This window comes from Arthrobacter sp. efr-133-TYG-118 (assembly GCF_030209755.1).
In the GTDB taxonomy this organism is placed as follows: Bacteria; Actinomycetota; Actinomycetes; order Actinomycetales; family Micrococcaceae; genus Arthrobacter.
Genome location: NZ_JARVRH010000007.1, coordinates 159,953 through 172,381 on the forward strand (window position 1 = coordinate 159,953; position 12,429 = coordinate 172,381).

A 12,429-nucleotide genomic window follows, 5' to 3' on the forward strand; every position below is an offset into this window, starting at 1 on the left:
GCTCGCGCTCGGCCCTTCGAGTTGGAAATCGTTGCTCAGTCCTGTTCAGCGAACAGGCGCGTCAGGCAGCCGACGTAGTTGGTCATCGTGTCCGCGAAAGTGAGAAGCTGGAGTCCGGATGCCTCTGCCCTTTCATTTCCTGATTCGTCGGCGTGGCAGAGGAGCGGCTCGCAACTGGTTCCCTTCGCGGTGAGCGTTGCGATTCCCCAGGGATGGCCGGGGTCGGTGACTGCGATGCCAACCTCGTCGAAGGTGTCGCGGAGGACGTATCTTGTGACCGTCCGCCAGGACTGGAGGAACTGTGGCTGCAGCTGTTCAATAAGTTCGTCGTCGTTGCTGTCGTAAGCGCGTCGGAGCTCCGTGGAAAGCTCGTCCCACTCCCGGGCGTCGCGGACCATGAGGTGTCCGGCCCGGAGACGGGCAATGGTTTCGTTCAACGTCATGGTGTCCCCAAACTTCCTGTCGTGTCTGTTCCTGCCTACGAAGCAGGTCATCAACGGAGAGAACGGACGGGAACCCGGCATGATTCCCGCGCCAGCAGCAATTCCACGGTCATGAGACTACGTCAATCGGTATTTCCAAGACTCTGTCGCCCTCGATCCACGTGCTCCGGGTACCGAACTGCCCGCTCAGCCGTTGCATCCGCCCGGCGATTTTCCCCGCGTTCCGGGCCGCCAGTCGGGTTTGTAGCTTGGCGATGTTCGTCGGATGCAGGCGCAACATGTGAGGTACGTTTCCCTCTGTTTCCAGCATGAAGACGAATGACTGATCGTTGCGTTCATCCGGGTCAACGGCGTAATCATCCACAAAGTCCCCGGCGCTGTAGACAATGGGCCGGTTCCTGTAAATCTCGATGCCGCGGAAAATGTGGGCCGAATGCCCGAACACGACGTCGGCGCCCGCGTCTATCAACGCACGGGCCAAACCGCGATGCGCGGGCGGGACCGTGGATCCCCAGTTGGCGCCCCAGTGCGCCGAAACGACCAGCAGCTGGTTGCGGGCTTTCGTCCGACGGACCATGTCCAGCAATTCCTTCACCCGCCGGTCACCGCCGCCCACAGGGACATAGTGGATTCCCGGAGTTCGGGCGGTTGCCTCCCAGCCCGGTTCATTATCGGTAAAGGCGATAAAGCCGAGCGCACTTGCTCCCACCTGCCGGACCACCGGCCGGCGGGCGGATTCGAGGTCCATTCCTGCCCCGACGCGCAGGATCCCCCGGCCATCGAGCGTTGGCAGCATTTCCAATAGCGCATCAACACCGAAGTCGAGCACATGGTTGTTGGCCAGCGAGACCACGTCGATCGCCGCGGAGTGAAGGCTCTCCACGTTCTTGGCATCCGAGCGGAAGTGATAGGTTTTGCCGGCTGCAGGCGATCCGTGGTCCGCGAGAACGCATTCGAGGTTGGCGAATCGGATGTCGGCCTGCCGGAGGAGCGGGAGGGTATCGCCCCAGGGATAGTCGGGAGCAGCCACCTTGAGCTGGTCGTTTACCAGCCGGCCGAGCATGACATCTCCCAGGAGGGCAATCCGCATTCTCCACCTCCAACGCGGCGGCAGGTCTTTGTTATCAGGATGGGCCGTTTCGCCGTGCGGTGCCAGTCACCCGACAGACGCGAGAACCGCCGTCGAACCCCAAGGAGTCCAGCTTCAACGGTTCTTCGCGGAAAGGCCTCGCATGGTCTGGATTCGTGGGGGATAGTTGGATCAGGAGGCCGCCCGCCGTGTGCTTTTTGCTGCTTTCCAGTCTTGACGCGGAGTGCGGCAGCCTTGATGGGAACGCCGCGGTGGTGGGGATTTTTCAGGATAGGGCTGACGCAGGGCGGCAGTTGGGGCTGCGGCTGATGTATCTGCGTGGCCAGGACACAGTCATCCTCGGGGTGCCGCGTGGCGGGGTTCCGGTGGCCTTTGAGGTTGCAGCGGCTCTGGACGCACCCCTGGATGTGATCATTGTGCGCAAGCTGGGAGTCCCGTCCGAGCCCGAACTTGCGATGGGCGCCATCGGGGAGGATGGCACACGTGCGCTCGAACGAAGCGTCCTCGCAGCCACAGGGGTCAAACAGGAAGAATTGCGGGCTGTTGAGCGTCGGGAGCGGGCTATCCTCGAGGACCGGGTGGGACGGTTTCGCGCTGGCCGGGCCCGCGTTGATCTGAAGGACCGCATCGCCGTCGTCGTCGATGACGGAATCGCTACGGGGTCAACCGCGAGGGTGGCATGCCGCATTGCACGGAACTTGGGGGCCGCCAAAGTGATCCTGGCCGTTCCTGTCGCTTCGGCCGACGTCCTCGCGAGATTGACGGAGCCTGACGAGGTGGTGTGCCTTGCCACGCCGCCGCGGCTGACGGCTGTCGGGCACCACTACCGTGACTTCTCACCGACGGGCGACGACGAGGTGGCGTGGCTCCTCGCCGCTGCTGCTGAGCGCCTGCAAAATGCCTCTTCAACAGCGGGGTCCCGTGGCCCCGGTGAGGAGGTCCGGATACCTTGTGACGGGTTGTGGCTTCGAGGATACCTTCACTTGCCCGGATCGACTGCCGGAGTGGTGGTGTTTGCCCATGGCAGCGGTAGCGGCCGTCACAGCCCGCGAAATGGATTCGTGGCCGCAACACTTCGGCGGGCAGGCCTGGGGACCTTGCTGCTCGACCTGCTCACCCCGGGGGAGGAGCTCAATCGTGCCAACGTTTTCGATATCGAACTGCTCGCGCGCAGGCTGATCGCGGCAACTGGGTGGCTTGGCAGAAGGCCGGACACGGCCTCATGCAGCGAGGTCGGTCGAGCCTGACATGTGCATCGAACTGCTGAGGACGATCGACCGTCCCGGCGGCGTCATCAGCACGGTGAGCAAGTACGGGCAGACGATATTGACGGCGAACACCTCGGGGCCGTTGAGGACTCCGGCATTATGGATGACGGCATCGAAGCGCCCGATACGGTTCGTTTGCCGGGCGAGACCAACGATCTCATCCAGATCTGCCAGGTCAGCGTAGACGACGTCGCTCATGCGACTGAGAAGACTTTTGTCGGTGACGCGGCTGGGGCGGCGGGCGTGCAGAACGACGTCGTGCCCGGCGTCTGCGAGGGCGGTCGCCGTCGCGAGCCCTAGACCGCCGGAAGCGCCGGTGACGAGGACAAGTGACATTTGGCGGCCACCTTCCTGTCTCTGGGAATCCGTTTCACCGTAGCCGATCCGCAGCGCCGGAGGAAGGGATACTTCGGACCCAAGGGGGCGGGGTCTGAACCAGAGGCCAGCCCGCGGTCCCTTGAACCTCCGATCGCTCCGGGGTTAGCATTGCCGGCGGAGAGGCCCGTCCCCGGGGCAGACGGACACACCGACGTCGATCAAATTCGAAGAGACGGTCATGGGCGAGACAGCGGCGGAAGCGTCATCAGCGGAGCTGATGGTCGACCTGATCATATCCTTGGACGGGTATGCTTCCGCGGTGGGATGGCCCGGCTGGTGGGGCCTGGAGGGGCCGGAATACCTGGCCTGGCTTCAGCAGGAGGGGGAGAAGGGCTACAGCTTCCTCCTCGGCGCGAACACCTACCGGCTGATGTCCAGGATGTCAGAGGAGGCCGCGGCCGAAGGCTCGGGATTCTCCGAGGATGAGGGGGCCACCCTGACCGGCCTTGCTGCGGTGCCGAAGATCGTCTTCTCCTCGACACTGCAGGCTCCCCTGAAGTGGCCGAACTCGGAGCTGGTCACCAGGGACGCGGTCCAGGCCGTGGCGGAGATGAAACGGACCGGGACCGGGCCCTTGAGCACGCTCGGGAGCCTGAGCCTGTGCCGGTCGTTGCTGACCGCTGGACTCGTGGACAGGTTCCGGGTGGTCGTTTTCCCGGTGATCACGGGCAGCACCGGGCGGGAGCGGATTTACGATGGCTATCCGGACGTCTCGCTCGAGATGGTCGGGAGCAGGACCTTCGACGGTCGGCTCCAGCTGCTTGAGTACGTCCCCACAGTGCTCAGCAGTCCGCCAAGCAACGGTCCGGGATGAGCCAATCGGAAGGGAAATGGCCATGAACTCGACGATTTTGGTGACGGGCGGAACCGGCACGCTCGGGCGGCTCGTGGCCTCCCGCTTGCGGGACGGGGGCCACGCCGTACGTGTGGCGGGTCGTCATGCCCCTCCAGCCGAGCTAGGCATCGAATTCGCGCAGTGTGACCTGGACACTGGCGACGGAGTCGAAGCCGCGCTGAGCGGTGCCAGGACAGTGGTGCATTGCGCCGGCGCGCAGAAGGGCGACGGCGACAAGGCCCGCCGCCTCGTCGCGGCGGCTTCCCGCGCGGGAGTGACGCACCTTGTGTTCATCTCAGTCGTGGGGGCGGACACGATCCCGGTCACGGGCGGCTTCGACCGTGTGGCTTTCGGCTACTTCGCGTCCAAGCGGGACGCGGAGCAGGTCGTGGCCGGGTCGGGGATCCCGTTCAGCACCCTCCGCGCCACCCAGTTCTTCGAGTTGACGCTGCTCACCTTGCGGGCCATGGCCAAGCTTCCGGTCGTTCCAGTACCGAAAGGCTTCCGGTTCCAGCCGGTGGACGCTGGCGAGGTCGCGGACCGGCTCGTCGAGCTCGCTCTCGGTCAGCCCGCCGGCCTCGTGCCCGATCTCGCCGGCCCGGCCTGCTATCCGATGGGTGACCTTATCCGCTCCTATCTCGCCGCAGCCGGCCAGCGACGACTTCTCGTCCCCGTTCACATGCCGGGGAAGGCCGCCACGGCAATCCGGGAAGGCGCCAACCTGTCCGAGGACAGGGCCGTCGGGCGCAGGACCTGGGAGGAGTTCCTCACCGAGCAGGTGCCCGGTGACGTCCGGAGGTGACGCCGCCGGTTCCGGCTCAACTTCCCAAGTCGTCAACGACCGGCGGGTGCGGAGCGGCGTGCCTGGCCCGCGCCGCCGGCTCAACGGAGTCCACAGCATAGGGTTTGGTAGCTGAGCGCTGCAGCGGAAGACGCAAGCGCACCTGATAAGCGCCGTTCCGGAACTTGGCGCGGGGATCCATCTGGATGACCAGGAGTGGCTCTTGGCGGGATGCATCCACCCGCAGTAGCATTCCGTGCCGACGACCATCGACGAGCAGCGGGGTCGCTGGCTCGACCGCGGTCTGTTTGAGTAGTTCCTGATATTTGGGCCCCGCCGCCAAGAACAGGACACCATGGGAGAACCCGACGACTCGCAGCGGGACTACCGTGTCAGGCTGCCGGGTGGGCCCGGGGTGTCTTTCGTGTTCCCTCGTTTTGGATTCCGTGCCTGATCTCAAGGATCGGTCACATTCCCGGCACTTGGTCCGGGTCCCGACGTCGGCCAAAAGGGTCACAAGCAGCCCTCTGGGCGCGCTGCTCCATCTGTCGGCAACAATGCGGCACCACGCGGGATGGTACTCCTTTCCGTTCTTCATCACGTAGACCTGATCTTCGCCGAGGAGGGGCTTACCCTCCCGTCGAGCGGCCGGCTCGACAGGTCTGAGGACGCCGAGGCTTTTGGCATCAGCGCGGCCTGCGTCGCTGCCCTTGAGGTATGTGCGGATCCATGGAGTTAGTGGTCGTTTTGGGCTAGGAATTGTGGGGCCTTCCTGTGCGGAGGGAGTGTTCGTTCCCTCTTTCCCCCTACCTAGCTTGATGGCTTTTCGCGCAAGTCGCCAGTCCGACCGCCGAACTCCATCACCGGATTCTCCCCCTTGACTTTTCCCTTAGGGGAGGGTGCAAAAGTGGAGTGCATTCGAGAAGAGGAAAAGCATGGCAAGAACCAAAGAGGTCACCGACGCGTCCTTCGACGCCGAAGTGCTGACGTCAGCCAAACCCGTCGTCGTGGAATTCTGGGCGGATTGGTCTGGACCTTGCGCCAGGCTTACCCCGGTCCTGGAACAGCTCGCGGTCGAATACGCCGACAAAATCGATGTCGTAAAAGTCAATGTCGATGAGAATCCCGAAACCGCACGTGCCTTCCGGATTAGCTCAGTCCCGTCGGTGTTCTTGTTCAAGGACGGCGAACGAAGAATCTCCGTGATCGGCGTCGGGGCGAAGCAGTACTTCGAAATGGAATTCGCTGATTACTTGCGCTAGCACTGCTTCACCCGTTGAGCGCCTTCCCCTACAGTGGGAGGTCAATGGGGGAAAACGAGGTGCATGGTGCGAATCGGTGAAGCCGCCCAAGCGGCGGGTATGACGAGCAAGGCCTTGAGGTTCTATGAAGAGCACGGGCTGCTGCCAGCCGCGAAGCGCACCGCGAACGGATATCGCGATTACACAGGCGAAACCGTTAACCGGCTCGACTTCATTCGCCGCGGGCGAGCCGCGGGACTGGCGCTCGCGCAGATCCGCGAAATCCTGCTTCTGCGTGACGCGGGCCGCGCCCCCTGCACCCATGTGCGCGACCTTCTGGCCGGTCAGTTGGCCGGCCTCGACGCGCAGATCGCCGAACTCGTCGCGCTCCGCGCCACCGTCGCCGACTACCACGCGGTCGCGGCTGCCGCGGACCCGGAGGCGTGCGACGCCGAGCGGATCTGCAGCTACCTCTGACGCACCTATCATTGTCCCAGGGGCGCGGATCGATCCCGTTCATCCAGCTCCCTGAATCGACACATGTTGGTGAGTGAAGTGAAGCAGTTCGTCTTGGTCCTGCTGGCCGCGGTCCTGTCTTTATGCGCGTGTGCCGGTCCTGGCGGTCCGGACACCGGGCGCACCGGGGTTGTCACCGGCTTCGTCCTGACCGCCCCGGTGTGTCCCGTTGAACGTGTCGGTCAGGAGTGTCCGCCGCGACCCGTCTCAGGGGCCGCGGTTGTCGCCTTGGACGGTGAAGTTGTCCGGGGCTCAACACTGACCGATGGAACCGGGGCCTTCCGTCTCACGTTGCCTGACGGTCGCTACGTGATCAAAGCAAGCAATGTTGGAGGTTACGTCTCGACGGCGACCGAACCGGTGGTCATCTCGAAGACCCCGGTTCACATCACGCTGGTTGTTGACAGCGGGATTCGATGAGCAAGCTACTCTGCCGACGGTCGTTTCCGTTGTTGTTTCGTTGCCGCCCGGTGTTCCTTTGCGACCCGGTGCCGACGCTTCGAGCTCCGGGTGGGTTTGCTCGCCCGACGGACAGCAGCTTCTGGGGCAAGACCCTCCGCCACGAGGCGGGCGAGCTTGGCGAGGGCGATCTCCCGGTTGCGCAACTGGGAGCGCTGCTCGGAGGCGGTCACGGTGACTACCCCGGCGATGAGACGTGGTCCGAGACGCGTGGACAGCATGAGCCGTTGTTCATCGGAAAGCGCTGCGGAGTCGGCCACATTCCATGAGAGTTCGACGCGGCTGTCCGAGGTGTTGACATGTTGACCGCCTGGCCCCGACGAGCGGGAGAACCGCCAGCCGAGTTCCGACGTCGGAATCGTGAGGGCAGGCGACACTTCGAGATCCATGCTGCAAGCGTTTCACGATATGTGCAGGAACAAAGCCCCGCACCGGGCGTCTCAGCTCGCGGAAGCCTCCGCAGCTTTGATGGCGGCCTTGGCAGCCTGCTTGTTGGCGCGAACTTTTCTCAGCGACTCCGGATCCACGATGTCGGCGACAGAAAGAAAAGCGCTCTCCTGGCCGTAGGCGCCGGCAGACTCGCGCCAACCTTGTGCCTGGAGTCCGCGCTGCTTCCCGAGCAGCGCCAGGAAGATTTTCGCCTTTTGCTCTCCGAAGCCCGGCAATTCCTTCAACCTGCGGAGCACCTCCTGGCCATCTGGGTTGTCCTGGGTCCAGATGGCCGTTGCGTCTCCATTCCAATCGTGCTGAACGGTCGCGGCGAGATCCTGGACGCGGCCGGCCATCGAACCGGGGAAACGGTGGACGGACGGACGCTCCTTGAAGACCTCAACGAAGCCTGCAGGGTCATATTCGGCGATTGCGGCAGGGGACATGGATCCGATCCGCGTCCGGATCTTTTCGGGTCCGGCAAACGCAGACTCCATGGTCACCTGTTGGTCTAGCAGCATGCCGATGAGAAGTGCGAACGCGTCATCGCTGAGGAGTTGGTCGGCGGCGGGGTCGCCCGTAATGTGCAGTTCCATGCGCCCATCCTCCCACTTGCTTTGATTCGCGTCATGCCAGCCAAATCAGCAGCCCGGTTTGGTCTCCGTCTGTGAGCTCGCCGGCTATTCGCGCCGTTCGAGTGTCTGTCCATAGGGCACGTCGCGGCTGATGGCGACGGTGTACCTGGTGTATTCGTGCTGGGTAACGAGGATGCCGTGACGGCGCTCCTTGACGGCGTGTTCGCGGGCGATTTCGACGGCGGTGTTCAGCTCGTTTTCGATGGTGTCAGAGTCGTGGGCGGTGATTTCCAGGACGACGTCCGAATGGCGTTTGATCATCGTGGTCTCTTTCTCGGCGGGAAGCGCCGGGGCTCTCAGCGGTCACCGGCTTCCGGGGCCGGGCGCACCCGGGGAGGCGGAAAGCGGTGGTTCGAGAGGGGTTGCCCGGCATTCTGTGATGGGGCGGTTGCTGGCCGTAGAGTCCGGCGGGCTTGATCGGCGGAAGATTTTCCTGCGGATCTGTAGCCAGTCTGGAGGATCGGGAGCTCAGGCACAAGTTGAAATGCCGAAAAAGTTGCCCGTGTCGGCGAAATTCATCCGACGCGGTCATCCCGCGGGAGCCGGTGTCTGGCTGTCCTAGGACCGGGAGGGCCACGCGCCGGAGCAGGTTTGTGCCCTAGTGTCGATTTGAGACCGCCGAGCTATTTCGAAGGAGTACCGATGAGAATTGCAGTGACGGGTGGAAGCGGAAAACTGGGCCGGCACGTAGTGCGCCGGCTCAGCGGGGACGGCCACCAGGTGTTGAACCTGGACCGGGCGGGCGAGCGGAGCCCCGGTCTGGCAATTGTCGACTTGCGTGACTTCGGCCAGGTGCTGGATGTGTTTCTGGGGCTGGACGACCGGCACAGTGGCTTCGACGCCGTCGTGCATCTGGGGGCCATTCCGGCACCCGGCATCGTCCCGGATGTTGCGACGTTCGAGAACAACATGCTTTCGACGTACAACGTGTTCCAGGCGGCCCGCCGGGCCGGCATCAAGAAGGTTGTCTACGCCTCAAGTGAGACGGTGCTGGGCCTGCCCTTCGACGTCGACCCTCCCTACATCCCGGTGGATGAGGAATACCCGGCCCGGCCCGAGAGCACCTATTCGCTGGTGAAGCATCTGGAAGAGCAGATGGCGATCGAGTTGACGCGCTGGGACCCCGAGCTGAGCATCGTGGGGCTGCGGTTCTCCAATGTCATGGACGTGGAAGATTACGAACGGTTTCCATCCTTCGACTCCGATGCCAGGCTGCGGAAGTGGAACCTTTGGGGTTACATCGATGGCCGGGACGGTGCGCTGGCTGTGGCCCGGGCCCTCGAAAACGGCAAGCCCGGGTTCGAAGCATTCATCATCGCGAACGCGGATACCGTCATGAGCCGGTCCAGTGCCAGCCTGGCTGCTGAGGTGTTCCCCAACGTCAAGGTGATTAAGAAATTGGGCGAGCACGAGACCCTGCTCTGTATCGATAAGGCCAGGCGGCTGCTGGGCTTCGAGCCCGAACATACTTGGCGCACTTACCATTCGAACCGCACTACTCCCGTCGAGGATTGAGGAACATGATGCAATACCGCACTTTGGGCAACAGCGGCGCCGTTGTTTCGAACTACGCGCTGGGAACCATGACCTTCGGTGCCGAGGCCACCGAGGAAACGTCCCGCGACATCCTGGACAGCTACGTCGCGGCAGGCGGCAACTTCATTGACACTGCCGATGTTTACAGCGCCGGGGTGTCGGAGGAAATCATCGGCCGCTGGCTGGCCGAACGGCCCGATGCGCGGGACCGCGTGGTGTTGGCCACCAAGGGGCGCTTCCCCATGGGGACGGCGCCGAACGACGTCGGCACCTCCCGACGCCACCTCACGCGGGCGTTGGACGACTCGCTTCGCCGCTTGGGCGTGGAGCAAATCGACCTGTACCAAATGCACGCGTGGGACCCCATCACGCCGCTGGAGGAGACGCTGCGCTTCCTGCACGACTCCGTCAGCAGTGGCAAGATCGCCTACTACGGTTTTTCCAACTTCCTGGGGTGGCAATTGACCAAGGCCGTGCACGTGGCAAAGGCCTTTGGCTGGAGCGCACCGGTGACCCTGCAGCCGCAGTACAGCCTGCTGGTCCGTGAGATCGAATCGGAGATCGTTCCGGCTTCGCTGGATGCGGGCATCGGGCTGCTGCCATGGTCTCCCTTGGGCGGCGGTTGGCTCTCCGGCAAGTACAGGCGCGACGTGCCGCCCACCGGGGCCACGCGCCTGGGTGAAAACCCGGAACGCGGCATGGAGGCGTGGCAGGCCCGCAACGACGATCCGCGCACTTGGGATGTCATCGGAACCGTGGAAAAGATCGCGGCGGATCATGGCGTCAGTGCCTCCCAGGTGGCACTGGCGTGGTTGGCGGACCGGCCTGCGGTGACCTCCGTGATCCTCGGCGCCCGCACAACGGAACAGCTGGCGGACAACCTGGCCGCGGCAGACCTGGAACTCAGCCCCGAGGAAACCGGCCGGCTCACCCAGGCCAGCCAACCGCGCGTCGGCGTCTACCCTTACGGCGCGATGGCCCAGAACCAACGCAGCCGGAAGATCGAGGGCGGCAGATAGGAGTCCATTGCCCGCGGGGCAGGACAGGCGTTGAATGTGGCTTATGGTCGACTGGGTTCTACTCTCCAACCTCGGCACCGCGCTCGGTACGACTGTCCTCGCCGTCGCGACGTTCATTTCCACGAGATCAGCCAACCGATCGGCGCGGCTCGCGGAGCGCGCCCTGCTGAATGGATTACGCCCCATCTTGCTGCCCTCCCACTGGTCCGACGCCCCTCAGAAAGTGCGGTTCATGGAAGGCAAGTGGATGGTGGTGCGCGGCGGCCATGCCACTCTCGAGATTAGCGATAACGCTGTGTATCTGTTGATGTCTGTGCGCAACGTGGGTGCAGGAGTGGCGGTCCTGCACGGCTGGCACCTGCCACCTGACGCCAGGGCTCCGCTGTCGCCAGTGGAGGAGTTCCACCGGCTGACCCGGGATATCTACGTGCCGGCCAACGACGCCGGATTCTGCCAGGTCGCAATCCGGGACCCGGAGTCGGCCGACTTCCGCAACGCAACCGCGGGAGCGGCCGGCGACGGCTTCACCGTCGATGTCCTTTACGGAGACGCCGAAGGCTCGCAGCGCGTTGTCTCCCGCTTCTTCATCACCCCGGGACCGGCGGACGCGGGCCACGACGACGCCGACTGGCTGCTGATGGTCTCGCGCCATTGGAACCTGGACTTGCCTGCCCCGCGCGGCTGAGCCCGGAGTCCAGGCTCCGTGCGGGTACTCGTGCTGCCACGTTGCCGGACCCGTTCCCGGTGGTCCTAGCCGGTTTCACTTTGGATGCGGTCCTTGACGCTTTGGGGCATGGTCGAGCATGCGTCGTTGTCGGCGCGCTGGTTGGCATGGCTGTCGGCAGTGTCGGTGATGCCGATCGTCGCGACGGCCGCCTGCCATCCGCCCAGGCCAACGAGCTGCCGGGGGACCCAGACGTTTGCCGCTCCGTTCACAAGGTTCCACACAGCGGGGTTGACGCCTGTGCCCAGGTAGATGCCTCCGTTGCGGTCCCGTTTGACCAGATCCGGCAGTGGAAGGACGCCCATCAGCTGCGCGGACTGATAGTCGGTCATGTTCCACGGCGGCGTTCCGAAGTAGTACCAGCTGGCCGCGCAGACCCCGTACAGGTGGGGGCCGAACTGGGCATAGTTCAGGTAGAGCTCCAAGGTGCGTTGGGGGCTCAACGTGTAGCTGAACTGGGTTGCCAGGACGGCTTCAATCCCTTTGCGGACCGCGTTTTGGTCGTCCCAGAGGAAAATGTTCTTGACCAGCTGCTGGGGGATGGTGGAGCCGCTGGGGTCGGGCTTTCCCTGGAAATACGCCTGTGCCCTCGCCTGGAGGTCTCCGACGTCGAAGGCCCCGCTGCGTGTGCCGAGCTGTTCGTCTTCATGGGCGATGGTCGCAGCCAGCAAGTGCCGGCTCATGTGGTTGATCGAGACGAACTGGTAGACGTTGGGCTCACCCGCCTCCAGCATGTAGGCGGTGCGTGGCGGGGTCACGCCCATGCTGAACATGAAGGCGATGATCTGGACCAGAACGAGTGGGGCGACCAGCGCCAGGAGGACCTTGCGGCGCCACTTCCGTTTGGATCGCTTAGCCTTCTTGCCGCCTTTGGGAGCCGGCTCCTGGGCCCGATCCGGCTCCGTCACGGCCCGTTTCACCCGGTCTCGCACAGGCCCTTGTGGCTCCAAGGGGTCTGGCACCGGGTAGCTGATGACTTTGGCGCGCGCCGGATCGGGGCGGCCCCCTGAAGGAGAGCTCGCGGGTTGCGGACGCCGCGGCGAAGTCGGTGGTTTTGGAATGTCCATCGGTCTGC

16 protein-coding genes are annotated in these 12,429 nt (G+C 64.1%); 9 read left to right on the forward strand and 7 right to left on the reverse strand.

The window, feature by feature from the left end:
- Window positions 1-35 precede the first annotated feature (35 nt).
- Both QRN59_RS06835 and QRN59_RS06840 read right to left on the reverse strand, forming a co-directional pair.
- Window positions 36-443, reverse strand: coding sequence for a hypothetical protein (locus QRN59_RS06835; protein WP_284981746.1), 408 nt, complete (start codon window positions 441-443; stop codon window positions 36-38).
- A 109-nt stretch (window positions 444-552) separates the two neighbouring features.
- Window positions 553-1,533, reverse strand: a complete 981-nt coding sequence (locus QRN59_RS06840; RefSeq protein ID WP_284981747.1) for a CapA family protein — start codon at window positions 1,531-1,533, stop codon at window positions 553-555.
- Window positions 1,534-1,787: 254 nt separating this feature from the next.
- Here QRN59_RS06840 and QRN59_RS06845 point away from each other — a divergent pair, with 254 nt between their 5' ends.
- On the forward strand, window positions 1,788-2,780 hold the full coding sequence (locus tag QRN59_RS06845; protein WP_350225224.1) for a phosphoribosyltransferase family protein: 993 nt from the start codon (window positions 1,788-1,790) through the stop codon (window positions 2,778-2,780).
- Here the strand turns inward: QRN59_RS06845 and QRN59_RS06850 are convergent.
- Window positions 2,754-3,137: an SDR family NAD(P)-dependent oxidoreductase gene (locus QRN59_RS06850; protein WP_284981748.1), complete on the reverse strand. Its 384-nt coding sequence runs from the start codon at window positions 3,135-3,137 to the stop codon at window positions 2,754-2,756. The two genes, QRN59_RS06845 and QRN59_RS06850, sit on opposite strands and share 27 nt — an antisense overlap.
- Before the next feature lie 220 nt (window positions 3,138-3,357).
- Between QRN59_RS06850 and QRN59_RS06855 the strand changes: the two genes are divergently transcribed.
- The 5 genes from QRN59_RS06855 (at window position 3,358) to QRN59_RS06875 (ending at window position 6,972) form a co-directional block, all read left to right on the forward strand.
- Window positions 3,358-3,993, forward strand: a complete 636-nt coding sequence (locus tag QRN59_RS06855; protein ID WP_284981749.1) for a dihydrofolate reductase family protein — start codon at window positions 3,358-3,360, stop codon at window positions 3,991-3,993.
- Window positions 3,994-4,015: 22 nt separating this feature from the next.
- A complete protein-coding gene (locus QRN59_RS06860) occupies window positions 4,016-4,816 on the forward strand; it encodes an SDR family oxidoreductase (RefSeq protein WP_284981750.1) in 801 nt (266 codons plus the stop codon).
- A gap of 914 nt (window positions 4,817-5,730) precedes the next feature.
- Complete coding sequence (trxA, locus tag QRN59_RS06865) at window positions 5,731-6,057, forward strand: thioredoxin (protein ID WP_284981752.1); 327 nt, start codon at window positions 5,731-5,733, stop codon at window positions 6,055-6,057.
- A 66-nt stretch (window positions 6,058-6,123) separates the two neighbouring features.
- The gene (locus QRN59_RS06870; RefSeq protein ID WP_284981813.1) at window positions 6,124-6,513 is read left to right on the forward strand and encodes a heavy metal-responsive transcriptional regulator; all 390 of its coding nucleotides are present in this window, start codon (window positions 6,124-6,126) and stop codon (window positions 6,511-6,513) included.
- Between the two features lie 69 nt (window positions 6,514-6,582).
- Window positions 6,583-6,972 (forward strand): carboxypeptidase-like regulatory domain-containing protein, encoded by a 390-nt coding sequence (locus tag QRN59_RS06875; protein ID WP_284981753.1) that lies wholly within the window; start codon window positions 6,583-6,585, stop codon window positions 6,970-6,972.
- 5 nt (window positions 6,973-6,977) lie between these two features.
- Here QRN59_RS06875 and arfB read toward each other — a convergent pair whose 3' ends face one another.
- The 3 genes from arfB to QRN59_RS06890 form a co-directional block, all read right to left on the reverse strand.
- Window positions 6,978-7,400: an alternative ribosome rescue aminoacyl-tRNA hydrolase ArfB gene (arfB, locus tag QRN59_RS06880; protein ID WP_284981754.1), complete on the reverse strand. Its 423-nt coding sequence runs from the start codon at window positions 7,398-7,400 to the stop codon at window positions 6,978-6,980.
- A gap of 51 nt (window positions 7,401-7,451) precedes the next feature.
- Window positions 7,452-8,036 carry an HhH-GPD-type base excision DNA repair protein gene (locus QRN59_RS06885; protein ID WP_284981755.1) on the reverse strand — a complete coding sequence of 195 codons (585 nt, stop codon included), beginning with the start codon at window positions 8,034-8,036 and terminating at the stop codon, window positions 7,452-7,454.
- An 84-nt stretch (window positions 8,037-8,120) separates the two neighbouring features.
- The gene (locus QRN59_RS06890) at window positions 8,121-8,336 is read right to left on the reverse strand and encodes a hypothetical protein (RefSeq protein ID WP_284981756.1); all 216 of its coding nucleotides are present in this window, start codon (window positions 8,334-8,336) and stop codon (window positions 8,121-8,123) included.
- Window positions 8,337-8,717: 381 nt separating this feature from the next.
- Here QRN59_RS06890 and QRN59_RS06895 point away from each other — a divergent pair, with 381 nt between their 5' ends.
- Genes QRN59_RS06895 through QRN59_RS06905 form a run of 3 tightly spaced genes read left to right on the forward strand, consistent with a single transcriptional unit; the run spans window position 8,718 to window position 11,315 of the window.
- Window positions 8,718-9,590: an NAD-dependent epimerase/dehydratase family protein gene (locus QRN59_RS06895; protein WP_284981757.1), complete on the forward strand. Its 873-nt coding sequence runs from the start codon at window positions 8,718-8,720 to the stop codon at window positions 9,588-9,590.
- 8 nt (window positions 9,591-9,598) lie between these two features.
- On the forward strand, window positions 9,599-10,630 hold the full coding sequence (locus QRN59_RS06900) for an aldo/keto reductase (protein ID WP_284981814.1): 1,032 nt from the start codon (window positions 9,599-9,601) through the stop codon (window positions 10,628-10,630).
- Between the two features lie 43 nt (window positions 10,631-10,673).
- Window positions 10,674-11,315, forward strand: coding sequence for a hypothetical protein (locus QRN59_RS06905; protein ID WP_284981758.1), 642 nt, complete (start codon window positions 10,674-10,676; stop codon window positions 11,313-11,315).
- A gap of 65 nt (window positions 11,316-11,380) precedes the next feature.
- Here QRN59_RS06905 and QRN59_RS06910 read toward each other — a convergent pair whose 3' ends face one another.
- Entirely contained in the window at window positions 11,381-12,262 is an 882-nt protein-coding gene (locus tag QRN59_RS06910) for a transglycosylase domain-containing protein (RefSeq protein ID WP_284981759.1), read from the reverse strand.
- Window positions 12,263-12,429 lie beyond the last annotated feature (167 nt).

What these genes read in the sequence shown, in the direction of transcription:
- QRN59_RS06860 (WP_284981750.1), top strand. Translation starts at nt 4,016, where the DNA reads ATGAACTCGACGATTTTGGTGACGGGCGGAACCGGCACGCTCGGGCGG.
- QRN59_RS06835 (WP_284981746.1), bottom strand. Translation starts at nt 443, where the DNA reads ATGACGTTGAACGAAACCATTGCCCGTCTCCGGGCCGGACACCTCATG.
- arfB (WP_284981754.1), bottom strand. Translation starts at nt 7,400, where the DNA reads ATGGATCTCGAAGTGTCGCCTGCCCTCACGATTCCGACGTCGGAACTC.
- QRN59_RS06850 (WP_284981748.1), bottom strand. Translation starts at nt 3,137, where the DNA reads ATGTCACTTGTCCTCGTCACCGGCGCTTCCGGCGGTCTAGGGCTCGCG.
- QRN59_RS06855 (WP_284981749.1), top strand. Translation starts at nt 3,358, where the DNA reads ATGGGCGAGACAGCGGCGGAAGCGTCATCAGCGGAGCTGATGGTCGAC.
- QRN59_RS06905 (WP_284981758.1), top strand. Translation starts at nt 10,674, where the DNA reads ATGGTCGACTGGGTTCTACTCTCCAACCTCGGCACCGCGCTCGGTACG.
- QRN59_RS06895 (WP_284981757.1), top strand. Translation starts at nt 8,718, where the DNA reads ATGAGAATTGCAGTGACGGGTGGAAGCGGAAAACTGGGCCGGCACGTA.
- QRN59_RS06900 (WP_284981814.1), top strand. Translation starts at nt 9,599, where the DNA reads ATGCAATACCGCACTTTGGGCAACAGCGGCGCCGTTGTTTCGAACTAC.
- trxA (WP_284981752.1), top strand. Translation starts at nt 5,731, where the DNA reads ATGGCAAGAACCAAAGAGGTCACCGACGCGTCCTTCGACGCCGAAGTG.
- QRN59_RS06885 (WP_284981755.1), bottom strand. Translation starts at nt 8,036, where the DNA reads ATGGAACTGCACATTACGGGCGACCCCGCCGCCGACCAACTCCTCAGC.
- QRN59_RS06890 (WP_284981756.1), bottom strand. Translation starts at nt 8,336, where the DNA reads ATGATCAAACGCCATTCGGACGTCGTCCTGGAAATCACCGCCCACGAC.
- QRN59_RS06840 (WP_284981747.1), bottom strand. Translation starts at nt 1,533, where the DNA reads ATGCGGATTGCCCTCCTGGGAGATGTCATGCTCGGCCGGCTGGTAAAC.